A 24,814-nucleotide genomic window follows, 5' to 3' on the forward strand; every position below is an offset into this window, starting at 1 on the left:
GCCTACCCGATGGTCGGGCCGAGCAGGTCGTCAGCGTCGGTGATCCGGTAGGCATAGCCCTGCTCGGCGAGGAAACGCTGGCGGTGCGCGGCGTACTCGGCGTCCAGCGTGTCGCGGGCGACGACCGAGTAGAAGTGCGCCTGGCCGCCGTCCTGCTTCGGCCGCAGCAGACGGCCCAGGCGCTGGGCCTCCTCCTGGCGGGAGCCGAAGGTTCCCGAGACCTGAACGGCGACGGAGGCCTCGGGCAGGTCGATGGAGAAGTTCGCGACCTTGCTCACCACCAGCGTCTGGATCTCCCCGCGCCGGAAGGCGTCGAACAGGGCCTCGCGTTCCTTGTTCTTCGTCGAGCCCTGGATGACGGGTGCGTCCAGGGCCTCGCCGAGCTCCTCGAGCTGGTCGAGATAGGCGCCGATGACCAGTGTCGGCGAATCCGGGTGCCGGTCGAGGATCGACTTCACCACCGCGATCTTGGTGTGCGCCGTCGAGCACAGCTTGTACCGTTCCTCCGGCTCGGCGGTCGCGTAGGCCATCCGCTCGGCATCGGTCAGGGTGACCCGCACCTCGATGCAGTCGGCCGGTGCGATCCACCCCTGCGCCTCGATGTCCTTCCACGGCGCGTCGTACCGCTTGGGGCCGATCAGCGAGAACACGTCGCCCTCGCGTCCGTCCTCACGGACCAGGGTCGCGGTGAGGCCGAGGCGGCGCCTCGACTGCAGGTCCGCCGTCATCCGGAAGACCGGGGCAGGCAGCAGGTGCACCTCGTCGTAGATCACCAGGCCCCAGTCGCGGGAGTCGAACAGCTCCAGGTGCTTGTACTCGCCCTTGGTCCGGCGGGTGATCACCTGGTAGGTCGCGATGGTGACCGGCCGGATCTCCTTGCGTTCGCCCGAGTACTCGCCGATCTCCTCCTCGGTGAGCGAGGTCCGCGCGATCAGCTCGCGCTTCCACTGCCTGCCCGCGACGGTGTTGGTGACCAGGATCAGCGTGGTGGCCTTGGCCTTGGCCATCGCCGCCGCGCCGACCATCGTCTTGCCCGCGCCACACGGCAGCACGACGACGCCCGAGCCGCCGGCCCAGAACGAGTCCGCCGCCATCTCCTGGTAGTCCCGCAGCTGCCAGTGGCCCTCGTCGAAGGCGAGGTCGATCGGGTGTGCCTCGCCGTCGACGTAGCCGGCCAGGTCCTCGGCGGGCCAGCCGATCTTGAGCAGCATCTGCTTGAGGTGGCCGCGCTCGCTCGGGTGCACGACGACGGTGTCCTCGTCGACCTGCGCGCCGAGCATCGGTGAGATCTTCTTGTGCCGCATCACCTCGGTGAGGACGGCGCGGTCCAGGCTGACCAGTGTGAGGCCGTGCGCCGGGTTCTTCACCAGCTGCAGCCGGCCGTACCGGGCCATCGTGTCGACGATGTCGACCAGCAGCGGCTGCGGGACCGCGTACCGCGAGAACGTGACCAGCGCGTCCACCACCTGCTCGGCGTCGTGGCCCGCCGCGCGCGCATTCCACAACGCCAGCGGGGTCACCCGGTAGGTGTGCACGTGCTCGGGTGCGCGCTCGAGTTCGGCGAACGGGGCGATGGCCTGCCGGGCCTGGCCGGCGAGCTCGTGGTCGACCTCCAGGAGCAGGGTCTTGTCGGACTGGACGATCAAGGGGCCGTCGGTCACGTGCGCCTCCTACGTAGACAACCACTCCATTGTCCACGCTTCGCGGTGGGGTGGTCGTCGCAGGCGCCGGCGGTCCCGGTCCGTGGCCGAAAAAAGTGAAGGATTCTCCCGCGATCCGGAGAATCCTTCACTTTTAGTGCGTCACCGTTGTGCGGTCACACTTTTCTTCGTCTCCATTACGTGCACGAGCGCCTCGGAAATTCCGGAACGGTATCCGGCGTCTCGTTCGGTGCGGACCTCCGTGGCGTCGAGTTCATTTTCCAGCCTGGCCTGAATTCGGTCCAGGGCGAGAAGTGTTCTTTTCACGGATGGTCCTTCTGGTTTTTTGTGGTTGGGCGGCGTTCCGGAAGTTCGCACTGCCGTGCTCGTTCGTCGAGCACGAACAGTCTGGCGGACCGCAGTGCGGCGTGATACCCACTGGACCGCGCATTCGAGAACGTCGCCTCCCCGGTCAGTTCGCCGATCCGGCTGTGCAGGGTGTCGAGGATCCGGGGGACGGGTGGTGCGATCGCATCGGTGTGCATCAGTGGCGTTTCCGTCTTCTGATCAGGTCTCCGGAATCGGCGGCGCGATCCCTTTTTTCGGCACGTCGTTCCTTGAGGGACTGTGCCGGTTTCTTCAGGCTCTTACCGGGTTTCTTGTCTGCCATTGTCGCTCCTGAATTCGAAGTGGCAATCACTTGGGCCGACCATACGTCATTTCCAGGAAAAAGCCAGCCGCGCAGGCGGGCGTGCTTTTTCTGCCCGAGCGGCCCGGAATCAGTCGAGGAGATTCACCGAGGTGATCCGGTGCAGGGTGAACCGGCGGACCGCCCCGGTGTCCGGGTCCAGCGCGTCGAGCTGCCCACCGCCGACACTGATCGGGTCGACGACGCGCTCCGTTGCCACCCCTTGCGCGTCCACATAGCCGATCGCCACGCTGCGCCGGACCTTCGCCGCCAGCTGCAGCAGGGCCATCGTCGCGGCGCCGCCCGCCCGGCTGCCGTCCGACCGCACACCCTGACCGCGCGGGGCGGTCGCGGCCCGCTGGCCGGCGCGCAGCTGGCCGACGAGGGACCCGAGCTGGTCGTCGGTGGGGACGGCGGGCATCCGGAGTGCGGGGCGCGTCCGCCGTCGCGGCACCCGGCCGCCGCGCGGTCGCAGGTCCACGATCGCGCCGGAGGAGTCCTCGCCCGCCGGTGCGAACCCGGCCGACCGGAGCTGCTCGAGAACCTCGCTCAGCGGCGCCTGCGAGATCGCGACGGTCGGGGCGAGGGCGCGCAGCGCCAGCTGCTCGGCCACCGCGGAGGCCAGCACCTCGGCGAGCAGCGCCGGGTCCTCGCAGCGGATGAACGCGGACGCCACCCCCGCCCGCAATTGGCCGTGCCTGCGCGCGACATCGTCGATGAGGTACGTCAGGGCCTGCGGCACCGGCGTCTTCGAGCGCTTGTCGAACAGCGCGTGCAGCTCCGACGCGCTCTTCCCGGCGTCGAGCGCCCGTCGCACGCTGTCCTCGCGGATCCGGTACATGGTGGCCGCGCCCGCCGATTCGATGTCCGCGACGAGGGTGATCTGCTCCTGCAGCTCCGGGACGAGCGGGCCGGGGGCCATCACCGTCAGGTCCGCCTGCACCAGGACGTAGTCGAGGGGTTCGGGCAGGCTCGCGGTCATCTCCGCGACCACCGCCTCCGGGGTGGCCCCGTGCAGCAGCCCGCGGCCCGGCGAGGCCAGCGCGCCGCGGCCGATCAGACCGACCGCCGCCGCCTCGGCGAGCGTGTGCTCGACGGCGCTCGCGCCGAAGCGGCCGGACCAGCGTGGGCGACGCCACGCCACCAGCGCGGCGAGCTCGGAGGTCGTCGCGCCCTGCCCCGCGGCGAGCTCGCCGAGCAGTTCGAGGACGAACCTGCGGTCGCGGGGTGCGCCCGACGCGCGCACCTCCTCGGACAGCGCGGCGATCGCCTTGTCGTTGGGGTCACGCAGCCCGATCACCCAGGGCCTGCGTGGCATCTCCAGCCAGCCGCGGGCGAGGGTGTACCACCGCTGTGCGGTGGTGGTGTTGAGCCAGGCGTCCGCGGCCACCGTCGGTGCCCAGTAGTCGTCGCCGGTGTCGGCGGCGGGAGGCGGTTCGGGGGCGCCGCTCGCTATCAACCCCGCGGCGGCGAGCAGCTCCACGAGCAGGCTCACCCGGCTTTCCTCGACGCCCGCCACCTTTGCCAGCCGCCTGGTCTCGCGTACCCCGAGCCCGCCCGCCTTCAGGGTCGGCGCCGGTTGGTCGCCGAGGGCCGCGATCAGATCCTCGCAGTGCCGGATCAGTTCGAGCGCCTCGCCCGCCGCGACGGCGTTCACGTCGCCGACCTTCTGCTTGTGGGTGCGGATCGGCGGTGGGGTCAGTGCGGTCGGATCGGTGATCGTCTCGCCGCGCAGCGCCTGCCCGACCTGATGCGGCAGCTCGACGGTCTGATCGTCCACCCAGGTGAGCAACCCGAGCGAGAGCAGCCGTTGCACCGGCCGGTCCGGTGGGGTGCCCGGCGCCGCGTCGCGGGTGCGGCCGATCGGCGAGCTGGTGGCCAGGGTCTCGAGCAGCCGCCGCTCGGCATCGCCGACGGTCGCGAGGCCGGCGATGACCTGTGCGGCCGTCATCGGTTCCTGTGGCCTGTCGACTCGCCAATTGACGGCGTCCTTCCCGGTCGGGACGACCCGCAACACCCGCGAACCCCAGATCAGCGCCCGGGCGCGCAACGCCTGCAGGGCCTTGTCGACCGCCTTGACCGGTGCCCGCCCCGCCAGCGCCTCCGCGAGGACCTCACGGCGGACGCCCACCTCCGCGCCGCGTTCGAGGGAGAGCACCCCGATCACCGTGAGCTCCAGGACGTTCAGCTCGTCGGCCACACGCAGCACCGAGGCCCGCTGTTCGGCGCGGGCAGCCAACACCGCCAGGTTCGCGGGCGGTGGCACCGCGAGATCCGGGCGCAGCCTGAGCAGCTCCGCCAGCTCCGCATCGCTCCGCGCGGTCAGCCAGGTGAGCAGGCTTTCGGGCACGGCGGTGCCGTGAGGTGATTCGGGGCTGACGGGGGCGCTGCCTTCGGTATCGGTCATCAACTATCAGATTAGAGACCTGGGGTGTACCACGGCGCGGCCTGCTGTCAAAATGGGTTCGTGGCTAACAATTCGAGCAAGCGATACGTAGATCCAGGCTGGCCGGCGCCCGAACTCCAGGACGGCGACCATGCCGTCACGGAGCTCTCGTCGAGCCGCTCCGGTGGGCTGTCCCCGTTCGGCGAGGACACCGAGTTTCCTCTCCCCGCGTCGGAACTGCCTTACACCCATCCGCACACGGTCATCAATCGCTGACCTCGGATACCGAACGCGAAAGGCCCCGCACCTCGAAGGTGCGGGGCCTTTCACGTGGATGGGGAGCCTCAGCGGGGCAGCAGGCCCGAGTTGGCCTTCAGGAACTCGATGACCTGGGGGTTCAGCTTGGCCTGCTCGTAGAGCGCCTCGATCTGCGGATCGAGCGCGATGCCCTTGGCCTGAACCGCCTCGAGGGCGCTGTCGAGGCTGTCGAGCACGTCGGCCGCGCCGTCGGTGGTCGGGAGGCTGGTCACGGCGGGCAGCTCGGCCGCGGGCGCGGGGGCCTCGGCGGCGGGCGCGGTGCGCGGGGTGGAGCCACTGGTCAGGCCGAGGCTCGAGGAGCAGGACGGCCAGGCGCCCCAGCCCTGCGAGGCGAGGACCTTCTCGGCGACCGCGATCTGCTGCTCACGGGTGGCCTGGTTGGCGGTCGCGGCGTACTCGCCACCACCGTGGGCGTTCCAGGTGCTGGGGGAGAACTGCAGTCCACCCTGGTAGCCGTTGCCGGTGTTGATCGCCCAGTTGCCGCCTGCTTCGCACTGCGCGAGGCGGTCCCAGTCGGAATCGGGGGCTGCGTTGGCCGGGGCCGCGAAGGCCGCGCCGGCTGCGCCCAACACTGCGCCGGTCACGACGACCTTGGCTGCGTTGCGGCGGGTGTTCGTGGGCTTGCGATGGCGTCCAGTGCTCATGCGGGTTTTCCTCTCCTCACGCGCCTGCGAGGTCAGCTGTCGGGTTCGGGCTGAGAGGTCGCCCGGCCTCGCCGCTCCTGGATGGTGCGGGTCTGGCTTCACCCCAAGAAGAAGGCGCTTCTGCGCTTTCCTCGGTGTCCACCGGGGACGTGGGTCCCCCGTCCTCGTCCCTGGGTAACTCGTGGGAATCCGGTTCCGCGGGACGAGGTTTGGCGCGGCGGATCGGATCTGGCCGGACTTCTCCGGCCGCTGATGACCGTACGTGGCCGACGGCGTGTAGTCATCTGTTACCTGAATTTCGATTCTCTCGGCGTTTCGCTCGAAATTCAGTAGAAATTTGCAGGTCAGATGTGGTTGTCCTGGCCCGAGACCGTCCTGTTATGTTACCGTGATGTGAGGTAGATCACAGTTTCGATCCGAGCCGACCTCGGGTTCCGCCCGGCGACGGCGCGGGCGCAATGCGATCAGCGTGGCCACCGCGATCACGACGAACATCAGCGGGTACACCGCGGCGAAGAACGGAGCCAGGGCATCGGAGGTGGGGATCATGAACAGGCCGATCGCCTGCACGCCGTCCGGGAACTCGTGGGTCCAGCAGAGCAGCGGCAGCGCGAGTGCCGCAGGCAGGAGCCAGGCGGTCGCGCGTCCGGCGCCCAGCGCGCGGTGCATCGCCAGGACCAACAGCGGTACGAACCACACCCAGTGGTGGCCCCAGGAGAACGGTGAGACCGCCGCGGAGGTCAACCCGCAGAGGGTGGTGGCCAGCAGTGCCTGTCCGCGCTTGTGGGCCAGCCAGGAGGCGGCGAGCCCGAGCGCGGCCAGTACCGCCGCGCAGAGCGCCCACAGCAGCAGCGGCGGGTCCGCGACGTCCAGCCAGCGGGCCAGCACGCCCGCGGCGGACTGGTTGGCGGGCCACGCGGTCTCGCCTATCCGTGTCGAGTGCCGGATCACCGCGGTCCAGTAGGACCACGAGTCGGAGAAGATCACCACGAACCCGACGACGACCGTCGCGAGGACGCCGGCGATCGCGGTCGCCGCGGCGCGCCACTGCCGGGTGACCAGCAGCTCGACGATGAACAGCCCCGGCGTCAGCTTGATCCCGGTCGCGATCCCGACACCGATGCCGCGCAGCCTGCTGCCCTCGGGACGCCCGAGGTCCCAGACGATCAGCAGCATCAGGAGCAGGTTGATCTGCCCCAGCCAGATCGTGGTGCGGACCGGCTCGAGCCAGGTGACGATCACCGTCAGCAGCCCGGTGACCAGGTACAGACGTCGGTCCGACCGGTATCCGAGTTGTCGCCAGCACAGCAGGACCACGAGGTACAGGATCGCGAAGTTCGCGAGGTATCCGATGAGGGTGGCGAGCTCCGCGGACACGGCGTTGAGCGGGGCGAAGAGCACGGCCGAGAACGGCGGGTAGGTGAACCACATGCCGCCGTGCAGGGCGTGGTCGTAGAGCCCGACGGGCTGCAGCACGGTGGCGCCGCCGCTGCGGTAGACGAGCAGGTCGAGGCCGTTCTGGAACAGTCCCCACAACGGATAGCCCATCGGCACCACCCGGTCGTGCGCCACGACCACGGCAAGGGCCAGGGCGGCGAGGGAACCGGTGAACAGCGGGTGAGAGGGGAGTGCTCGCCCCGCGGCCGGGGTGGCGCGGGGCGGTGATGTCATGCCGGGTAGCTCGTCGACGCCGTGGGCGTGGAGCCGACGTCCACGATCTCCTTGCCGAGCGGCATCAGCGAGATCGGGATCATCTTCAGGTTCGCGACGGCCAGCGGGATCCCGATGATCGTGATCGCCATCGCGATCGCGCTGACCACGTGGCCGATGGCGAGCCAGATGCCGGCCACGATCAGCCAGATCACGTTGCCGATCAGCGAGCCGATTCCCGACGTCGGCTTGTCGACGACGGTCTTGCCGAACGGCCACAGTGCGTAGACGCCGATCCGGAACGACGCGATCCCGAACGGGATGGTGATGATGAGGATGCAGCAGATGATGCCCGCGACGAAGTAACCCAGCGCCAGCCAGAGGCCGCCGAAGATCAGCCAGATGATGTTGAGCAGGATTCTCAATGCGTTCCCTCTCGTCGGACGCGGCGCCCGGACCGCAGCGCGAAGATGATGCCGAGCAGGAACCCGACCGGGCAGGCGAGGGCGATCAGGTACAGCGCCAGTCCCGGCTCGTGGCCGGTCGCGGCCACCACGAAGATCGCGACGATGGCGAGCACACCGACGAAGAAGAACACGAGTGCGGCACGCAGGAGACCGTTGCCGCGGGGAGAGGATTGGCTGACCACCCACCAACCGTATCCCCCGTAAACCCCGGTGCCCGGGAGGGGCGCGCGGGGGTAGACTTCGGTCTATCGCGTCCCGCAAACGGTGGGGCGCGTTCATTTATGTAGATGAGCAGGTGAACGCAGTGCCTACCGGCAAGGTCAAGTGGTACGACGTTGAAAAGGGCTTCGGCTTCCTCTCCCAGGAAGACGGAGAGGACGTCTACGTTCGTTCGTCTGCGTTGCCCGACGGTGTCGAGGGGCTCAAGGCGGGCCAGCGCGTCGAGTTCGGGATGGCCGCGGGACGTCGCGGTCCGCAGGCCCTGAGCCTGAAGGTGCTCGATCCCGCGCCGTCGATCCGGCAGGGCGGCGGCGCCCGCAAGGACGACATGGCGCGCAAGCACACGCCCGACGAGCTGCACGGCATGGTCGAGGACATGATCACCCTGCTCGAGGCCAAGGTGCAGCCCGACCTGCGCAAGGGCAAGTACCCGGACCGCAAGACCGCGCAGCGCATCTCCGAGGTGGTGCGCGCCGTCGCCCGCGAGCTCGACAGCTAGCGCACCGGACCCACAACGCCGAGGGGCACCGTCTCGCGACGGTGCCCCTCGGCGTTGGTGCCTACGGCTCAGGCGGTTTTGATGGCCCAGGTCGCGTGGACGAGCGGCAGGCCCTGCTCGTTGACGACCGCGGAGGGTTGCTGGATCTCGATCCCGTTGAGCTGCATGCCGTCGGGGGTCTCGACGGTGATCGCGAGGGCTTCGCCCGGCGAGTGGTAGCGCTCGTCGATCCCCACCGTGCCGTCATCGAGTTGGTAGACCATCACCACTCGCCACAGTCCGTCGGAGATGTCACCGGGCAGCGAGATCTGCAGGGGGTTGCCGCGGGGGACCCGGAGTTCGGCGACCGGGCCTTCGACGCAGTCCTCGAGATAGAGGTTGCAGTACTGGGTCGGGCCCACCTCGAGGGACTTGCCGCCGGCGAACGCGGTGATCTGTGGGGGCTTCTCGTCGGCGCCACGCACCAGTGCGGTGATGACGGCCGCGAACCCGGCCAGCGCGATCAGCAGCCCCAGAGTCACTCCGAGGGCTATCTTCTTTGTCTTGGTCACGACGTTCGGTTCCCTGCGTTCGCGGAGATCGGTCGAGTGATCTCCTGGTTGGCCACATTCGGGCGTTTGCCACCGAGGCCGGGGAGCAGCGTCGAACCCCGGTAGGTGAGGAAGGTCTGGGCCAGGCCGATCACGAGCAGCACCGACACCACCGAGAACCCGATCCAGTACTCGGTCGGCAGCAGCACACCGAGCGCGCCACCGATGACCCAGCTCAGCTGCAGCACCGTCTCGGAGCGTCCGAAGCCGGACGCGATGGACTCCTCGGGCAGGTCGTGTTGCAGCGAGGCGTCCAGCGACACCTTGGCCAGTGCGCTCGCGCCCGATGCCACCAGGGTGGCGAGCGCCGCGGTGAGCAGGCTGCCCGTGAAGGCGGCGATGATCGCGACCGCGGTCACCGCGGCCGTGCAGCGCAGCACGATCACGGACGGTCTGCCGAGCTTGAGTCGCGCGCCGGTGGCATTGCCCGCGAAGTTGCCGATCGCGGCCGCCGCGCCGACCAGCGCCAGCATGGCCGCCTGCGCCATCGGTTCGTGCTCGGTGCGGGACTTCGCGACGAACGCGATGTAGAGGGTGAGGAACCCGGTGAGCACCCGGATGGTGCTGTTACCCCAGAGCCCGGTGATGACGGCGCGGCCGAGCGGCTGGCGGCGCTTGCTCGCCTTCACCGTCTCGCCTGCCTCCCTGCTGATCGGGACGGTGAGTGTGTCGTCGCCGTGATAGGTCAGGGTCGCGGGCACCTCGCCCTCGGTGACCTCCACCCAGGCCGGGATCCGCATGCTCAGGTACGCACCGAGCGCGGCGATCGCGGCGGCGAACCACAGCGGACCGGACGACGACCCGACGATGAGCGCGAGCGCGCCTGCCACCGCACCGGCGCCGATGGTGCCGCCGATCAGACCGAAGACCGTCAGCCGCGAGTTCACCCGGACCAGGTCGATCTCCGGCGGTAGTACGCGCGGGGTGACGGCGCTCTTGAGCACCGAGAAGGACTTGCTCAGCACCATCATCGCGAGCGCCGCCGGATACAGGCCCCAACTGTCGAAGTTGAAGACCAGCACCACCGCCAGCACGGTGCGCAGCGCGAAGGAGGACGCCAGGGCGATGCGGCGTCCGTGCTGCAGCCGGTCGAGCATCGGGCCGATCAGCGGGGCGATGACCGCGAACGGGGCGATGGTGATCAACAGGTATAGCGCGACCTTCGTCTTGTCCTCGCCGGTGGCGGCCGAAAAGAACAGGGTGTTCGCCAGCGCGACCGCGATGGCCGCGTCGGTGGCGAAGTTGGCCATCACCGCGTAGGTGAGCGCGGTCAGTCCCGACTTCTCCGCGCCGTCGGCCTTGGCCGCCCGGTGAAAGGTGGCGATCCCCCGGTTCGTCAGCTCGCGGCTGCGCATCGCCGCCACCCGGGTGACGGTGAGCTTGCGGGGGATCGGCGGCGGCTTCGGCGAGGAACCCTGCCGGGTTTCACCCGAGGGGCCCTGCCGGGCCTCACCCGAGGAACCCTGTCGGGCGTCGCCGACCGGATGCAGCGGGGGCAGCGGTGTACGGCGGGCCGAGGTCCGGCGCGTCGGCGGGTAGTTCTCGAACCCCGGATGATTCCGGCCCGATCCGAGGTCGCCGGACGTCCGACTCCCGTCGGGGTCGTTGGGCACGCGTGGTCCGGTCACGGGTCAATTCTGTCCTAGATCGCCGGCAAACGACCACACGCCTCGCCCGTCGCAGCTGTCACGGGACGAAGCGGACCTCGAACAGGCGTGGGTAGTACTTGCCCGTGATGAGGAATCGATCGGTGCCGGGCACTTCCGCGATCCCGTTGAGCACGTCCACCGAACGGCTCTCCTCGTCGGTGAGCAGGCCGGAGGCGTCGATCACGGCGGTGATGCGACCGGTGTCCGGGTCGATCCGGACGATCTGCTGGGTCTGCCACACGTTCGCGTAAACCGCTGTGTCCCCGACACATTCGAGCTCGTTCAGCCGGTCCTGCGGCTGCCCGTCCAGGGTGACCGCGACCGTCCCGCGCGACTCGAAGGTGACCGGGTCGCGGAAGGTGAGGGTGTCGGTGCCGTCGCTCATCACCAGCCGGTCCGACTGCGCGCACAGGCCCCAGCCCTCGCCCTCGTAGCGGGTGCGGGAGCGCTCGGCCAGGGTGTCGCGGTCGCGGGCGATCGCCACGCCGTCACGCCAGGTGATCTGCCAGACGGTGTCCCCGGCGACGGTGATGCCCTCGCCGAACATCTGCTCGGGCAGGGGTACTCGGAGCCGCTCGGCGCCGGTCTCGAGAGATGCGGCGCGCAGATCGGACCGTCCGGCGAGACCGGTGCCCTCGAGCAGTTCGCCGTCGGCGACCTCGAGCCCCTGGGTGAACGCCGCGCGGTCGTGTGGTCGCTCACCGACGACCTCGACGCGAAGCCGCTCGACAGGGTCCGGATCGGGGTCGGTGTTCGTGGCTGCATTAGCGCAGCCGGCAAGCATCAAGGCGGCCATCGCGGCCGCGATCTGGGGTAGCCGTCGCCCGGTCATCGGACCAGCATGGCAGCCCGTTGCGCCGATGATTTGCTGCGATACGGCAAAATGGGGGTGTGAGTGCCCACGTTGTCCCCGAGCTTGCCCCCGTGCGCCCCGTCCTGGCCGATGCCGTGGACCTGGCCCGTCAGGCGTTGATCGACCTCGGCGAGGGGGAGGTCGGTGCGCATCTCGGAGTGACCTCCGAGGGCGAATGTGCTGCCACTCACCGGTTTGCCGCGCAGCTGCCCGGCTATCGCGGCTGGCAGTGGGCGGTGGTTCTCGCGGCCGAACCGGACGCCGACCGGGCCACCGTCAGCGAACTCGCCCTGCTGCCCGGACCCGACGCGCTGACCGCGCCGGACTGGCTTCCGTGGGACGAGCGGATCCGCCCGGGTGACCTGTCGCCCGGTGACCTGCTGGCCCCACCGCCGGGGGACCCGCGGCTGGTGCCCGGGTACGTGGCCACCGGTGACCCCGCGGTCGACGACGTGGCGCGCGAGCTCGGACTCGGCCGCAAGCAGGTGATGAGCCTCGAGGGCAGGCTGGATGCCGCCGAGCGGTGGCGTGAGGGCGACTACGGACCCGACTCCGAGATGGCGAAGTCCGCGCCGTCCACCTGTGAACTGTGCGGGTTCTACCTGCCGCTCGCGGGTTCGCTGCGGGCGGCGTTCGGGGTGTGCGGCAACGAGATGGCCGCCGACGGTCACGTCGTCTACGCCGAGTACGGCTGCGGCGCGCACTCGGACACCACGTTGCCCACCGGCGCGGGTAGCCCGCAGTTCGACGCCTACGACGACGGCGCGGTGGAAGTGGTCGCGCTGCCCGAACCGAAGGCGGAAGCTCCCGCGGTCGAGGCGCCCACGGCCGAAGCCACAGAGGTCGAGGCGTCCGCGGCCGAGGCACCCCCGGCGGAGGCACCCGCGGTCGAAGAGCCCGCAGACGAACCCACAGACGAGGCCCCCGCGGTCGAGGCCCCCGCGGTCGAGGCCCCCGCGGTCGAGGCCCCCGCTGATGAGGAGCCGACCTCCGACACCGCCGCGGATCCGGCATCGACGGACTGACCCCCGCCGACCCCTTCGGCGCCGATGCGCTGAGGGAATCCACGCTGCTCGCATGGCGGTCCTCGCCGACCAGGCTCCGGGAGGACGCCGCCACCGAGTCCGATCTCGCGGTCGCGGGGTACCGCGACCGGTTGCTGACCGAGCTCGCCCAGAACGCCGCGGATGCCGCCGCCCGTGCCGGGGTGCCCGGCACGATGCGGATCCGTCTCGACGGCACCCGCCTGCACGTCGCGAACACCGGTGCGCCGCTCGATCGGGCGGGGGTGCAGGCCCTGTCCGCGCTGCGGGTCTCGGGTAAGGACGCCGTCGGCGGGCCCGCGGTAGGCAGGTTCGGCGTCGGCTTCACCGCCGTGCTGTCGGTGAGCGACGAAATCGAGCTGAGGTCGACCACGGGCTCGATCGCCTTCTCCGCCGCTCGGACCCGCGACGAGCTCCGCGCCGCCGGGCTGGAAGAACCCGAGCGGGGACTGCCGGTGCTACGACTGGTGTGGCCCATCGACACCGAGCCCCCGCCGGGCTTCGACTCTGAGGTGGTGCTGGCGCTGCGGCCGGGCGTCGACGGGGACCGGCTGTTGCGACAACTGGCCGACGACGCAGCAGACCTGCTGCTGGAGCTGCCGGCGCTGGTCTCGATCGAGCTCGCCGGCGAGACCGTCACCCGATCCGAGCGGCCGCTCGCCGACGGGCTGACCGAGCTCGAAATCGGCTCGCGCACGTGGTGGCAGTATTCGGCCGGTCCGTCCGCCCGCTGGCTGGTGCCGGTCGTCGATGGACGGGTCCGCCCGGTCGCCGCCGACGTGCTGCGCGCGCCGACCCGGTCGGACGAGGAGCTGTCGCTGCCCGCGATCCTGATCGCCGACGCGGCGCTGCAGCCCGACCGTAGGCGCCTGATGCCAGGCGCCGCCCTCGCCCATCTGGCCGACGGATATGCCGATTTCGTTGCCGCGCTCCCGGAGTCGCAACGACTGCGGCTGGTGCCGGTGCCCGGGTTCGCCCGCGGTGAGGTGGACGCGGTGCTACGGGAGGCGGTGCTGTGGGAACTGACCGGCAATCCCTGGCTGCCGGGTGCCGACGGGCGGGCGCTGGTGCCGGGATCCGCCGTCGTGTTGCCGGGGCTGACGGCGGAGCTCGCCGACCTGTTGGGGGACGTGATCCCCGGGCTGGTCGGTCCCGGGCTGTCCACCGAGCGCGATGCCCAGCCGTTGTCGGCGGTCGGGGCGCACCGCATCGGTCTGGCGCACCTGACCGAACTGCTCGCCGGGATCCATCGCGAACCGGACTGGTGGGGAAGGCTTTACGCGGCGCTGGAGCCGTTGGTCGTGGATTCGGTCGCCGCGGAGGAGTTGGCCGCGATCCCGGTGCCGTTGACGGACGGCCGCACGGTGACGGGCCCGCGGACCGTCGTGCTCGGCCACGACCTCGGTTCGCCCCGGCATGGCATTGACATGCATGGAGTCCATTGGATGCGGCTGGTGCATCCCGATGCCGCGCACCGGCTGCTCGGCCGGCTCGGGGCGGGCACCGCGACCGCACTCGATGTCCTCTCCGACCCCGCGCTGTTGACTGCGATCGAGGACGTCGATCTCGACGACCACACCGCCACAAGCGAACTCGCGGACTCGGTGCTGCAGCTGGCCGGGGCCGCGAGTGGGGCGGGGGACCTGCCCGGCTGGCTCGGTCGGCTACCGCTGCCCGATGCGGACGGGTTGTTGCGCGCGGCCGACGAGTTGCTGTTGCCGGGCGCACCGCTGGCAGGTGTGCTCGTCGAGGACTCACCTTTCGGAACCGTGTCGTCGGCGTTGGTCGAGCAGTTCGGCGAGGCAGCGCTGCGCGGTGTCGGGGTCGGCTGGGGTTTCACGGTGCTGCGGGCGGAGCTGCCCACCGGACCCGAGCAGGACCTCGACGACGAGGACGCCTGGTGGTCGACGCTCGCCGATGATCCGGACGTGCTGCTCGCCGTCCGGGATCTCGATCTGGTGGACGCCGATGCCTGGCCGGAGGCGCTCGGCCTCTTGGCTTCGGAGCCGGCGACGTCGGCGCTGCTCACGGATCGGCTCGGGTACACCGCGTGGTGGCTGCGCAGGCATGCGCGCGTCAACGGGGTCCGGCTGGGCGCGATGCGCCAGGCGGACGATCGCACATTCGAGGGACTGCTCGACGTGTTCGAGCACCGTGACGCCGTGGCGCTGTCGGGTGTGCTGGCCGCCGACCGCGTCGACGGTGTGGAGATGGCCGAACTGCTGCTGGATCGGCTCGCCGACCGGGATCGGGACCCGAGCCCGGCGGTGGTGGCGCGGACGCACCGATTGCTGGCGGAGGCGACGGCGGCGGGTGTCCTCGACCTGGACGAGCTCTCGCCGCCAGCGGCGGTGCGGACGCTGTCCGGGACACTGGCCGACCCGGCCGACGCGGTGGTGCTGGACCGGGCGTGGCTCGCCGCGGCGGTGCCGCCGGAGCTGCTCGTGATCGGTGACCTGCCGAGCGCGGCCGGGCTGGCGGAGTTGCTCGACCTGCCGCCCGCATCGGAGGCGGTCCGCGGCGAGGTGCTCGGCGCCGGCAGGCGCGTCAGTGCCTGGGACCGTGAGCCCGCGGCGGTGCTCGCCCACGTCGCGCTCGGGCTGGCGCTGCCCGAGGGCACCCTGGTGGTGCACGACCGCTTGACCGTTCGGCTGACGGGAGCGGTGCGGCGCGATGTCGAGTTGCCGTGGTGGGTGGACGAGGACGGGCGCACGCACTGCACGGAGCGCGGGTTGTTTGCCGGAACGGACGCGGAGCGCCATGCAGATTGACCAGTCCGTTCTCGATTCCGTGCTGGACATCCGCACCCCTTGGCTCACCGACGTCGTCACGGTGATCACGAATCTCGGTGGGACCGTGGCCTCCTGGGTGATCACCTCGGTGATCGTGCTCGCGCTGCTGGCGCGGCGGCATCGGGCGGAGGCGCTCCTGGTCGGCGGTGCGATGTTCACCGGCCAGCTGGTGATGTCCCTGCTCAAGCTCGCGTTCGGCCGGGCTCGGCCGCCGGAGCCTGAACGGTTGGTGGTCGAGGTCACCCATTCGTTCCCGTCCGGGCACGCGATGATGTCGTCGATCCTGGTGTGCGTCGTGGGGGCGGTGATCGTGCGGCTCGCGGGGTCGCCGGCGTGGAGCCGGCGGAGCGCGCCGGATCGCTGGCGTACCCCCATGCTGTTCGCGGGCCTGGCCCTGTGGACGCTGGCGATCGGGCTCTCCCGGGTGTACCTCGGCGCGCACTGGCTCACCGACGTGATCGCGGGCTGGCTCTTCGGCGCCGCATGGGCGGGTCTGTGGATATGGGCAATCGACAAATCTTCGCGAAACCCTGCAACGGAGGGCCGTCTTCCCTAAGGTGACCGCTTTGGACGATCGTCCAGCTTTGCGGTCACGAGAAGAGGTCACACCATGGCGGCAGCAGCCACCCCTGGCGTTCCCGACCAGCCCACGCGTCGGGTGCACCTCAACCGTGCGGTGCTCGCTGCCATCGTGATCGCGCCACTGGCGCTCATCGGCTTCTACATGTGGGCGCTGTGGAACCCCGGCGACACCCTCGACCGGCTGCCCGTGGCGATCGTCAACAACGACGCGGGCGCGGACCTGGACGGCACCCGGCTCGAGGCGGGCAAGGAGGTGGCCGCCTCGCTGGTCGAGAGCGGCGACGTCGCCTGGCAGGAGGTCGACCTGGAGCGGGCCACCGCGGGCGTCGAGGATGGGGAGTACTACTTCTCGCTGGTGATCCCGCAGGACTTCAGCGCGGACATCGCCAGCGCCGGATCGGCCGACGCGCAGAAGGCGCGGCTCGAGGTCGTCTACAACGATCACAACAGCCTGGTCGCGACGCCGGTCGGCGAGGGCCTGATGGCGCAGGTGCGCTCCGCGGTCTCCGAGTCGATCGGCGAGCAGTCCGTGGACCAGGTGCTCGTCGGGCTGGGCGACGTCGGCAAGGGGCTCGAGGAGGCCGCGTCGGGCGCTCGCCAGCTCTCGGCCGGTACCGGGGAGGCGCTGTCGGGCACCACCCAGCTCGCCGACGGCAGCGTCGAGCTCTCCGCGGGTCTGAGCGAGGCGTACGCCGGCAGCGGGGAGCTCGCGGCGGGCACCTCGGAGCTGGCCGCGGGCAGCGACGAGGCCGCGGCGGGGGCGACCGAACTGAAGGACGGCCTCGCGCAGCTGGTCTCGGGAACCGATGAGCTGGGCGCGGGCGCCAAGCAGATCAGCGAGGTGATCGACACGGTGGTCGGTCCGCTCGTCGACACGATGGTCGCCGCCGGGCTCCCGGTCGGGGACGAGGACGTGGCCGGCCAGCTCAAGCAGCTGCGGGAGGGCGCGCGGGAGCTCGCCTTCCAGCTCTCCGACCCGTCGGCGGACTACCGGGGCGGCCTGCAGTCCGCGGCCGCGGGCGCGGGCGAGTTGTCGGGCGGGCTGGGTCAACTGGCCGATGGTGCGCACCAGCTCGACGCGGGCGCGGCGGAGCTGAACTCCGGACTGGGACAGCTCGACGCGGGCGGCGTGCAGTTGCGAGACGGACTCGGTGAGCTCGAGGTCGGCGTCGGACAGCTCGACGACGGCAGCGCGGAGCTCGCCAAGGGTCTCGCGGATGGCGCGGCACAGGTGCCGGCATTCACGCCGGACGAGCGCAAGGCCACGGCCGCGATGCTCGCGTCACCGGTGAACCTGAGCCCGCAGAATCTCAACGTGGCGGCCGGTTTCGGTCCCGGTGCCGTGCCGGTGGTCATGTCCGTGGCGTTGTTCCTGCTCGGGATCCTCATCTGGTTCGTGATCAGGCCGACCAGGCGCGACGGGCTCCGGCGCTACCGGTTGCCCGCCGCGATCATGGCCGGTGGCGCCGTGCTGGCCTCGATCGCCGCGATCACACTGGCGGGCGCGGAGCCGCCGAGCGTGGTGATGATGGTCGCGGCGATGCTGTTGATCGGCGCGGCGGCCCTCGCACTCGGCCGGATGTTCACCGCCGTCTTCGGCGCCGTCAACGGAACCTTCATCGCCCTGGGTCTGCTGATGGTCCAGCTGTTCTCGTTCGGTGGCGTGTTCCCGATCGAGCAGATGCCGCAGCCGTTCCGGTGGCTGCAGGCACTGATGCCGCTCACCTATGCGAGGAACGCCCTCCGGATGACGCTCAGCGGCTACTACGGTCCGAGGTTCTGGTTCGCCGTCCTGGTGCTGCTGGCCTTGGTGGCCGCCTCCGTGGCGGTGACGATCTGGTGGCGGCGGCGAACCGAGGACGCCGTCGCCGTGACGGACGAGGACGGACTCGACGAGCTGGACGATCTCGAGGCGGGCGAGGACCCGACGCTGGAGCCGAGCCGGGTCTAGCGCGCGCCTCCCGAGGACCCGGTCAGCTCAGCCCGCGCTGGGCGCCCTTGCTGCCGCGCCGGGCGGCGGCACGTTGAACGAGGAACAGGGCGAATCCGAGTGCCCCGACGGCCAATCCGGCGAAGCAGATGGGCAGAGCGGTCTGCCAGCGGTCGCCCGCGGCGAACACCACGGCGGTGATCACCAGCCAGGCGAGTGTGCCGATCGTCACCACGGGACGGGGGTCGGTGAGCCTGAGCGGGATCAACGGGTCGTGGCGGGTCTGGGTCACATAATTAAGCTACCCGTACCCTTTTGCCCTAACCTGCCAGGTGCGACGCGCACCTTCGGCGATTGGGACATTGGAACGCTATGGCTGGAACCTCGAGGCTCCTGGACAACTACTTCAAGATCACGGAACGTGGTTCCACGGTCAGCAACGAGGTCCGCGGCGGCCTGGTCACCTTCGTGGCGATGGCGTACATCGTGGTGCTCAACCCGTTGATCCTCGGCAGCTTCTCCGCCGATGACGCGGCGGCGAAGACCGACGTGCTCGGCAACATCCTGCCGGTCACCCAGGTGGCGGCGGTGACCGCGCTGGTCGCGGGTGTGATGAGCATCGCCTTCGGCATCATCGCGAACTATCCGTTCGGCATCGCGGCGGGCCTGGGCATCAACGCGCTGCTCGCGGTGACCATCGCGCCCCAGGTCACCTGGCCGGAGGCGATGGGCCTGGTCGTGATCGACGGCATCATCATCGTGGTCCTCGCGATCTCGGGCTTCCGGACCGCGGTGTTCAACGCGGTTCCCGACGCGCTCAAGTCGGCCATCGTCGCGGGCATCGGCATGTTCATCGCGTTCATCGGATTCGTCGACGCCGGCTTCGTCCGGCGCATCCCGGATGTGGCAGGCACCACCGTGCCCGTCGGGTTGGGGATCGGTGGTTCCATCTCCTCGTGGCCCACGGTCATCTTCGTGTTCGGCGTCCTCCTGATGGGAATCCTGGTGGCGCGCAAGGTCCGCGGCGGCCTGCTCATCGGCATCGTGGTCACGACCGTGCTCGCCGCGATCCTGGAGGCTGTCTTCGACATCGGCCCGTCCAAGGGGGTCGACCCCACGGGCTGGAACCTCAGTGTCCCCGCGCTGCCGGACGTGATCGCGCAGATGCCGGATCTGAGCCTCGTCGGCGACGTCAACCTGTTCGGGGCCTTCACCCGTATCGGCGTGCTCGCCGCGAGCCTGCTGGTCTTCACCCTGGTGCTGGCCAACTTCTTCGACGCGATGGGCACCATGGCCGGCCTCGGCAAGGAGGCCGGCCTCACCGATGAGCACGGCAACCTGCCGGGGATCGGGAAGGCCTTTGTCGTGGAGGGAGCGGGCGCGATCGTCGGCGGCGGGGCATCCGCGTCCTCCAACACCGTCTTCGTCGAGTCCGCCTCGGGTATCGCAGAGGGGGCCCGCACCGGGCTGGCGAACGTGGTGACCGGGCTGCTGTTCCTCGCCGCGATGTTCCTGACGCCGCTGTATTCGGTGGTGCCGATCGAGGCCGCCGCGCCCGCCCTCGTGGTGGTCGGTGCGCTGATGATCGGGCAGGTCCGAGACATCGATTTCACCAAGTTCGACATCGCGCTGCCCGCCTTCCTGACGATCGTCGTGATGCCCTTCACGTACTCGATCGCGAACGGCATCGGCGTCGGCTTCATCGCGTGGGTGGTGATCGGCGCGGCCAGCGGCAAGATCAAGCAGATCCATCCGCTGTTGTGGGTGGTCGCGGGCCTGTTCGTGGCCTACTTCGCGGTCGGACCGATCACGGACGCGATTACCTGAACCGCTTGTCAGATAGTGCCGTATCCTCCGGAGGGTGACCTTGGATACTCGCACTCTGGCCAGTGATCTGTCGTTGGCCGTCGTGCGCCTCACGCGGCATCTCCGCGGGCGGCGCACGGACTCTCAGGTGTCGTTGACGCAGCTGTCCGCGCTCGCCAGTCTCTCCGCGGACGGGCCGATGACGCCGGGTGCGCTGGCCGCCAAGGAGAGGGTGCAGCCGCCGTCGATGACCCGCGTCATCGCCTCGCTCGCGGATCTGGGCCTCGTCGTGCGGACCCCGCACCCCACCGACGGTCGTCAGATCATCGTGTCCCTGTCGGACTCCGGTCAGGCGTTGGTGTCGGACGAGACCAGCGCGAGGGAGAAGTGGATGAACGAGCGGTTGGCGGCGCTCGACGATGCGCAGATCGCTGTGCTGCGCGAGTCAGTGGAGATCATCAGCTCGATGGTGAACGACTCCGAATAGTCCGTCCGCGGTCGCCCCGCGAGCTCCGCTCCCGTCCGTGGTCGCTCCGCGCGCTCCGCTCCTGCCTCAGAAGTGCCAGCCGGCGAACGGTTCCCGGTCGGTGCCGAAGGCGAGATCGAGCCGGTCCAGGACCGCCTCGTCGCGGGTCCACAGCCGCCCGGCCCGCGCGAACGAACGCGCACGGTGGCCACCGAGATACAGGCTGCCGAGCACGTCGAGATCGAGACGGGCCTGCGGGGGAGCATCGGTTCGGGTGACCGCGGCCCGGCCGTCCACCACGCGCAGCGAGAAGTTGCCGCCCGCGTCGAGGAAGGGGTCGTGCACCTCGAGGACCACGTCCAGGTCGACGGCGAAACTGCGCGCGGTCAGCGCGGCGGGCACGTCCATGATCCGCACCCAGACGGCGTCGTCCCGCGAGGTCACCCGCGGCAGCCGGGCGTCGGTGAGCAGCCACGGCAGCGGGTCGTCCGCGGCCTGATCGACCCGGATCTCGCGCATCAGGTCCATGCCCGCGAGGACCCGCCACAGCGCCGCATACGACTCGTCGGTCGCGGCGACGAGGTCATCGACCACCGCGACCATCCCGTCCGGGGTGTGCTTGCGCCGGTAGGCCGCGTAGCCGTCCGCGTGCACCAGGTAGAACAGGGCGGAGGCGTCGTCGCGGCGGTGCTCGAGGTCGGCGAACATCCGGTCCCAGTAGACCGGCGGCCGGGCCAGTGCCCCCGGGGTGCGCGCCTGCCAGCGGTCGTAGATGCCCGGTAGTGCCGGGCGGGCGGCGGCGGGTGGCACCAGGGCCACCCCACCCGGATCCGCTGCGGTGTCCCGGATCCGGGCCGAGCGCCGGTCGACGGACACCGCGAGCTCGCTGGTGGCGGGGCCGTAGCCGAAGCGGCCGTAGATGGTGGCCTCGGTCGCGGTGAGGATCGACAGCGGCGCCCCCGCCGCGACGAACCGCCGGTGCTGCTCGGTGAACAGTGCGCGCAGGATTCCGCGCCTGCGGTGGGTCGGGGCGACCGAGACCCAGGAAACGCCCGGCAGGTCCAGTTGGGTGCCGCCGGGGACGGTGATCCGCATCGGGAAATGCATCACCACCGCGACGGGCCGGTCGTCGTCGGTGGCCAGGATGACGTCCTCCGTCCGGGCGAACCGCCGGGTGAAGGCCATGTCCTCGTCGGTGGGGTGGAAACCGAACGCGTGCGCGTCGAGCAACGCAACCGCGTCCCAGTCCGTCTCCGTCGCGGTCCTGATCGCGATCGCCCTGTCGCCCATCCTCCGAGGGTGGCACAGCCGTGGCGGTCGGCGCCTGGGAATTTCCGGTTCGCCGTGGTCGGTACGGCAGGATGAACCTGTGGTTCACGTAATCGACATCGACGATCCGGCCGACACCCGCCTGGACGACTTCCGCGACCTGAACTCCTCGGATCGGCGTCCCGATCTTCCGGAGGGCAAGGGGCTGGTGATCGCCGAGGGTGTGCTGGTGGTGCAGCGGTTGCTCGCATCCCGGTTCGAGCCGATCAGCCTGCTCGGCGTCGATCGGCGTCTGGGCGAGCTGGCGGACGATCTCGCGGGCGTCGACGTGCCGTTCTACCGGACCTCCGCCGACGTGATGGCCGACGTGGTCGGCTTCCATCTCAACCGCGGCGTGCTGGCCGCCGCACACCGCCCACCCCCGCTGGAGTTGGAGCAGGTGCTGCGCGGCGCGCGCACCGTCGCGGTGCTCGAGGGCGTGAACGATCACGAGAACATCGGCTCGATGTTCCGCAACGCCGCGGGCCTTGGCGTGGACGCGGTGCTCTTCGGGGGCAGCACCGCGGATCCGCTCTACCGTCGGGCCGTGCGGGTGTCGATGGGCCACGTTCTCCGCGTGCCGTTCGCGCGGGTGCCGGAGTGGCCGCGCGGATTGCATGTGCTCAGGGACAACGGTTTTCAGCTCATCTCGCTGACGCCGAATCCGTCGGCTGTGACGCTGGCCGAGGCGATGACGGGGGACAAGGTCGCGCTGCTGCTCGGGGCCGAGGGTCCCGGACTGTCGGAGTACGCGATGCGCAACACCGATGTGCGTGCCCGGATCCCCATGGCACCGGGCACCGATTCGCTGAACGTGGCGACCGCGGCCGCGATGGCGTTCTATGAACGGGTCAGGACGGCCGGGTGAGCGGTCCGGTCGACGCCCACACTCCGTGGGCCACCGGTCTGCTGGTGTCGGGTTTTGCGGCCGCGCTCACCGGGGTCGGGGTCGCCGCCTGTGGGGCGGCGATGGCGGCGGTCCACCCGCTGCTGGCGCTGGTGGTCAACCTGCTGGTGGCGGTCGGGGTGGCCCCGACGCTGTGGCAGTGGCGGTTGGTGCCGGTGTGGCGGTGGGCAGTGCTCGGTGCCGTCATCGGTGTCGGCGCGGGGTGGATCGCGCTGCTGGCCGGGGCGGCCGGCTGACTCCTGGTCAGTCGAAGCCGAACCCGAACCACTGGCGAATCCCGCGGATCAGCCCGACCCGGGGCGGGCGATCGGGCTTCGCCGCGAGGACCGCGGGCGGCTCCTCGCCCTCCTTGTAGACGGCGAACCCGCAGACACCGACGGTGGTGGCGTCGATCTCGCCGTCGCGAACGGGCCCGGTGTAGCGGAACCCGAGCCACTCGGCGTTGGCGGCCTCGGCGAACTCTCCGGGGTGGAACGGCAGCGACTGCGGATCGGGCAGCACGTCCGCCGGGTAGGCCAGGGGGTGTTCGCCGGCCCAGAACTCCCTCTCCCAGACCAGTGGCAACCCGAAGTCCTCGTAGATGTCGACCGGCGTCGCGCTGAACGAGCGGCGCAGCGCCCCACGCTCCCAGTATGCGAAGGAGGCCCATGCGGTCTCCGGTTCCGTGCACATCAGGTACGTGCGCTCGGAAGCCAGTGGGCGAGTCCAGGATTCGTCCAACTTCGACGGTTCGTGCACCGTGAGGTTGGACCCGCACACAACGGTGAGTCCGGGGTAGCTGCCCACGTAGACCACGCCGGGCTCGACCCCGGCCGAGGTGGCGAGCGGGCCGGGTTCGAGTGGGGTGACGATCATTTCGGGGTAGAGCTTGCCGACCAGTGCCTGGGCCGCGTCGGCGTCGGGCTCGGGGTGTTCGCGCAGGACGGCCATGGGATCGGGGGCGTCGACGTACCAGATCGTTGATGCTTTGGCCCCCACAGCCGGCACCTCCCTTTCGTTGCTTACCTGAAAGGGTACGACCTGGGTGCCTGTTCGTGTGGGAGCGAAACCCGGACCCGTTGGGCGGCATACGCGTCCACGTACTCCTGGTCGGAGTTGGCGAGGAGGGTTCGCATCAGCTCGTCGGTCGCCGCGCGAACGGTCTGTTCGCTCGGGGTGGGCGCGTGGTGGCGAGCCAGATCGAGTGGTGGGCACACGGTGATGTGGACCTTGCCGAACCGCCACATCCGGGAACCGATGGGATTGACGGCGGGCGTGCCACGCATCACCACGGGCAGGACCGGGGCTCCGGTCGGCAGCGCGACCCGCATGACGCCCGTCTTGCCCCTGTGCAGCCTGCCGTCGGGCGATCGGCTGCCCTCGGGGTAGATGCCCCAGACGCCCCCCGCCTCGAGGATCCCCCTGGCCGTCGCCAGGGCGCCGCGAGCGGCGTCCGCGCCGCTGCGGTCGATGGGGACCTGGCCGGTGCGGGTGAAGAACCAGCGGGTCAGGTGGCCCTTGAGCCCGGTCCCGGTGAAGTACTCGTTCTTGGCCACGAAGGTGATGCGCCTGCGCACCATGAGGACGAGGAAGAACGAGTCGGCGACGGTCAGGTGGTTGCTCGCCAGGATCACCGGCCCGGTCGGCGGTATGTGATCCTCGCCCTCGATCGTCGGTCGGCCGAACAGGCGCAGAACGGGCCCGATCAGGACGTTCTTGAACAACCAGTACCACACGTGGACACCCCCGAGGCGATTCGAACGAGGTGGTAGACACTGTCTACCCATTGAGTCTCCGATTCTGACACTGGGTGTTAGACAATGTCTACGTGGAGGGCGAACCGCTTCGGGACAGGCTGGTCAGGTGTGGCGTCGAGCTGCTCGAACGGGAGGGGGTCGCGGGGGTGAGCCTGCGCGCGATCACCAGGGAGGCGGAGGTGTCGCACGGCGCCCCGCGCCGGTACTTCCGCACGCACCGGGCGCTGCTCGCCGCGATCGCCGGGGAAGGCCTGGCCGACCTCACGTCTGAGGTCCGGTCGACGCTGGCAGACGGGGATGGGTCGGCGCGAGACCGGCTCGTGGCCCTCGGCTGGGTCTACGTCCGATTCGCCGATCGTCGGCGGGCGATGTTCGAGCTGATGTTCCGCCACGATCTGCTCGAGGGTTCGGGGGCGGAACTGCGGCGCACGAGTCTGCCGTTGTTCGAGTCGCTCGTCGAGCTGGTGGACGAGGCGACGGCGGGCAGCGAGGATTCGCGGGACCGGGCGCTCGCCATCTGGACGGGGCTACACGGGATGGCGGTGCTGGCGGCCGACCGCGCCCTGCAGGTCATCGGGGACCCGCAGGGCGCGGCCGCGCTGGTCGGCCGGACGGTGGATGCGCACCTCGCCCGGGGTTGA

24 protein-coding genes and 1 riboswitch are annotated in these 24,814 nt (G+C 70.2%); of the genes, 11 read left to right on the forward strand and 13 right to left on the reverse strand.

Features of this window, described 5'->3' with window-relative positions:
• Positions 1-2: 2 nt before the first annotated feature.
• Both ACFQS9_RS09405 and ACFQS9_RS09410 read right to left on the reverse strand, forming a co-directional pair.
• Complete coding sequence (locus ACFQS9_RS09405; RefSeq protein ID WP_378403840.1) at positions 3-1,661, reverse strand: DNA repair helicase XPB; 1,659 nt, start codon at positions 1,659-1,661, stop codon at positions 3-5.
• Between the two features lie 758 nt (positions 1,662-2,419).
• Positions 2,420-4,735 carry a helicase-associated domain-containing protein gene (locus tag ACFQS9_RS09410; RefSeq protein ID WP_378403842.1) on the reverse strand — a complete coding sequence of 772 codons (2,316 nt, stop codon included), beginning with the start codon at positions 4,733-4,735 and terminating at the stop codon, positions 2,420-2,422.
• A gap of 60 nt (positions 4,736-4,795) precedes the next feature.
• Here ACFQS9_RS09410 and ACFQS9_RS09415 point away from each other — a divergent pair, with 60 nt between their 5' ends.
• A complete protein-coding gene (locus ACFQS9_RS09415) occupies positions 4,796-4,990 on the forward strand; it encodes a hypothetical protein (protein WP_378403844.1) in 195 nt (64 codons plus the stop codon).
• Positions 4,991-5,058: 68 nt separating this feature from the next.
• Here the strand turns inward: ACFQS9_RS09415 and ACFQS9_RS09420 are convergent, their stop codons facing one another.
• The 4 genes from ACFQS9_RS09420 to ACFQS9_RS09435 all read right to left on the reverse strand — a co-directional run bounded on the left by ACFQS9_RS09420 (position 5,059) and on the right by ACFQS9_RS09435 (position 7,975).
• Complete coding sequence (locus ACFQS9_RS09420) at positions 5,059-5,676, reverse strand: transglycosylase family protein (RefSeq protein WP_378403846.1); 618 nt, start codon at positions 5,674-5,676, stop codon at positions 5,059-5,061.
• A 5-nt stretch (positions 5,677-5,681) separates the two neighbouring features.
• Positions 5,682-5,886: riboswitch (cyclic di-AMP (ydaO/yuaA leader) on the reverse strand.
• Positions 5,887-6,054: 168 nt separating this feature from the next.
• Positions 6,055-7,347 (reverse strand): glycosyltransferase 87 family protein, encoded by a 1,293-nt coding sequence (locus ACFQS9_RS09425; RefSeq protein ID WP_378403848.1) that lies wholly within the window; start codon positions 7,345-7,347, stop codon positions 6,055-6,057.
• Positions 7,344-7,751 (reverse strand): YccF domain-containing protein, encoded by a 408-nt coding sequence (locus ACFQS9_RS09430; protein ID WP_378403850.1) that lies wholly within the window; start codon positions 7,749-7,751, stop codon positions 7,344-7,346. Before ACFQS9_RS09430 ends, ACFQS9_RS09425 begins: the two co-directional genes overlap by 4 nt.
• Positions 7,748-7,975: a hypothetical protein gene (locus tag ACFQS9_RS09435; RefSeq protein WP_378403852.1), complete on the reverse strand. Its 228-nt coding sequence runs from the start codon at positions 7,973-7,975 to the stop codon at positions 7,748-7,750. Before ACFQS9_RS09435 ends, ACFQS9_RS09430 begins: the two co-directional genes overlap by 4 nt.
• A gap of 122 nt (positions 7,976-8,097) precedes the next feature.
• Here ACFQS9_RS09435 and ACFQS9_RS09440 point away from each other — a divergent pair, with 122 nt between their 5' ends.
• Positions 8,098-8,511 carry a cold-shock protein gene (locus ACFQS9_RS09440; protein WP_378404154.1) on the forward strand — a complete coding sequence of 138 codons (414 nt, stop codon included), beginning with the start codon at positions 8,098-8,100 and terminating at the stop codon, positions 8,509-8,511.
• A 68-nt stretch (positions 8,512-8,579) separates the two neighbouring features.
• Here ACFQS9_RS09440 and ACFQS9_RS09445 read toward each other — a convergent pair whose 3' ends face one another.
• The 3 genes from ACFQS9_RS09445 to ACFQS9_RS09455 are packed head-to-tail and all read right to left on the reverse strand — an operon-like array spanning position 8,580 to position 11,582.
• Complete coding sequence (locus tag ACFQS9_RS09445; RefSeq protein ID WP_378403854.1) at positions 8,580-9,062, reverse strand: DUF2771 domain-containing protein; 483 nt, start codon at positions 9,060-9,062, stop codon at positions 8,580-8,582.
• Complete coding sequence (locus ACFQS9_RS09450) at positions 9,059-10,729, reverse strand: MFS transporter (protein ID WP_378403856.1); 1,671 nt, start codon at positions 10,727-10,729, stop codon at positions 9,059-9,061. Before ACFQS9_RS09450 ends, ACFQS9_RS09445 begins: the two co-directional genes overlap by 4 nt.
• Positions 10,730-10,787: 58 nt before the next feature.
• Entirely contained in the window at positions 10,788-11,582 is a 795-nt protein-coding gene (locus ACFQS9_RS09455) for a glutaminyl-peptide cyclotransferase (protein ID WP_378403858.1), read from the reverse strand.
• A gap of 41 nt (positions 11,583-11,623) precedes the next feature.
• Here ACFQS9_RS09455 and ACFQS9_RS09460 point away from each other — a divergent pair, with 41 nt between their 5' ends.
• From ACFQS9_RS09460 to ACFQS9_RS09475, 4 genes are read left to right on the forward strand one after another with little or no spacing between them, the layout of a single operon-like run.
• Entirely contained in the window at positions 11,624-12,628 is a 1,005-nt protein-coding gene (locus tag ACFQS9_RS09460) for a DUF3027 domain-containing protein (RefSeq protein ID WP_378404156.1), read from the forward strand.
• On the forward strand, positions 12,625-15,417 hold the full coding sequence (locus ACFQS9_RS09465) for a sacsin N-terminal ATP-binding-like domain-containing protein (RefSeq protein WP_378404158.1): 2,793 nt from the start codon (positions 12,625-12,627) through the stop codon (positions 15,415-15,417). Before ACFQS9_RS09460 ends, ACFQS9_RS09465 begins: the two co-directional genes overlap by 4 nt.
• Entirely contained in the window at positions 15,407-15,994 is a 588-nt protein-coding gene (locus ACFQS9_RS09470; protein ID WP_378403860.1) for a phosphatase PAP2 family protein, read from the forward strand. The genes ACFQS9_RS09465 and ACFQS9_RS09470 overlap by 11 nt, the downstream gene beginning before the upstream one ends.
• 54 nt (positions 15,995-16,048) lie before the next feature.
• Positions 16,049-17,971: a YhgE/Pip family protein gene (locus ACFQS9_RS09475; protein ID WP_378403862.1), complete on the forward strand. Its 1,923-nt coding sequence runs from the start codon at positions 16,049-16,051 to the stop codon at positions 17,969-17,971.
• 22 nt (positions 17,972-17,993) lie between these two features.
• Here the strand turns inward: ACFQS9_RS09475 and ACFQS9_RS09480 are convergent, their stop codons facing one another.
• Positions 17,994-18,242: a DUF2530 domain-containing protein gene (locus ACFQS9_RS09480; protein WP_378403864.1), complete on the reverse strand. Its 249-nt coding sequence runs from the start codon at positions 18,240-18,242 to the stop codon at positions 17,994-17,996.
• Between the two features lie 80 nt (positions 18,243-18,322).
• Here ACFQS9_RS09480 and ACFQS9_RS09485 point away from each other — a divergent pair, with 80 nt between their 5' ends.
• The gene (locus tag ACFQS9_RS09485) at positions 18,323-19,777 is read left to right on the forward strand and encodes an NCS2 family permease (protein ID WP_378403866.1); all 1,455 of its coding nucleotides are present in this window, start codon (positions 18,323-18,325) and stop codon (positions 19,775-19,777) included.
• Positions 19,778-19,811: 34 nt separating this feature from the next.
• Positions 19,812-20,243, forward strand: coding sequence for an Rv0880 family HTH-type transcriptional regulator (locus ACFQS9_RS09490; RefSeq protein ID WP_378403868.1), 432 nt, complete (start codon positions 19,812-19,814; stop codon positions 20,241-20,243).
• 66 nt (positions 20,244-20,309) lie between these two features.
• Here ACFQS9_RS09490 and ACFQS9_RS09495 read toward each other — a convergent pair whose 3' ends face one another.
• The gene (locus ACFQS9_RS09495; RefSeq protein ID WP_378403870.1) at positions 20,310-21,512 is read right to left on the reverse strand and encodes a GNAT family N-acetyltransferase; all 1,203 of its coding nucleotides are present in this window, start codon (positions 21,510-21,512) and stop codon (positions 20,310-20,312) included.
• A gap of 79 nt (positions 21,513-21,591) precedes the next feature.
• Here ACFQS9_RS09495 and ACFQS9_RS09500 point away from each other — a divergent pair, with 79 nt between their 5' ends.
• Both ACFQS9_RS09500 and ACFQS9_RS09505 read left to right on the forward strand, forming a co-directional pair.
• Positions 21,592-22,398 (forward strand): TrmH family RNA methyltransferase, encoded by an 807-nt coding sequence (locus ACFQS9_RS09500; RefSeq protein ID WP_378403872.1) that lies wholly within the window; start codon positions 21,592-21,594, stop codon positions 22,396-22,398.
• On the forward strand, positions 22,395-22,673 hold the full coding sequence (locus tag ACFQS9_RS09505) for a DUF2537 domain-containing protein (RefSeq protein WP_378403874.1): 279 nt from the start codon (positions 22,395-22,397) through the stop codon (positions 22,671-22,673). The genes ACFQS9_RS09500 and ACFQS9_RS09505 overlap by 4 nt, the downstream gene beginning before the upstream one ends.
• Positions 22,674-22,680: 7 nt before the next feature.
• Here ACFQS9_RS09505 and ACFQS9_RS09510 read toward each other — a convergent pair whose 3' ends face one another.
• Positions 22,681-23,415: a DUF6928 family protein gene (locus tag ACFQS9_RS09510; protein WP_378403876.1), complete on the reverse strand. Its 735-nt coding sequence runs from the start codon at positions 23,413-23,415 to the stop codon at positions 22,681-22,683.
• Between the two features lie 23 nt (positions 23,416-23,438).
• On the reverse strand, positions 23,439-24,152 hold the full coding sequence (locus tag ACFQS9_RS09515; protein WP_378403878.1) for a lysophospholipid acyltransferase family protein: 714 nt from the start codon (positions 24,150-24,152) through the stop codon (positions 23,439-23,441).
• Positions 24,153-24,244: 92 nt separating this feature from the next.
• Between ACFQS9_RS09515 and ACFQS9_RS09520 the strand changes: the two genes are divergently transcribed.
• The gene (locus tag ACFQS9_RS09520; protein WP_378403880.1) at positions 24,245-24,814 is read left to right on the forward strand and encodes a TetR/AcrR family transcriptional regulator; all 570 of its coding nucleotides are present in this window, start codon (positions 24,245-24,247) and stop codon (positions 24,812-24,814) included.

This window comes from Rhodococcus daqingensis (genome assembly GCF_042665615.1).
Lineage (GTDB): Bacteria > Actinomycetota > Actinomycetes > Mycobacteriales > Mycobacteriaceae > Rhodococcus_G > Rhodococcus_G daqingensis.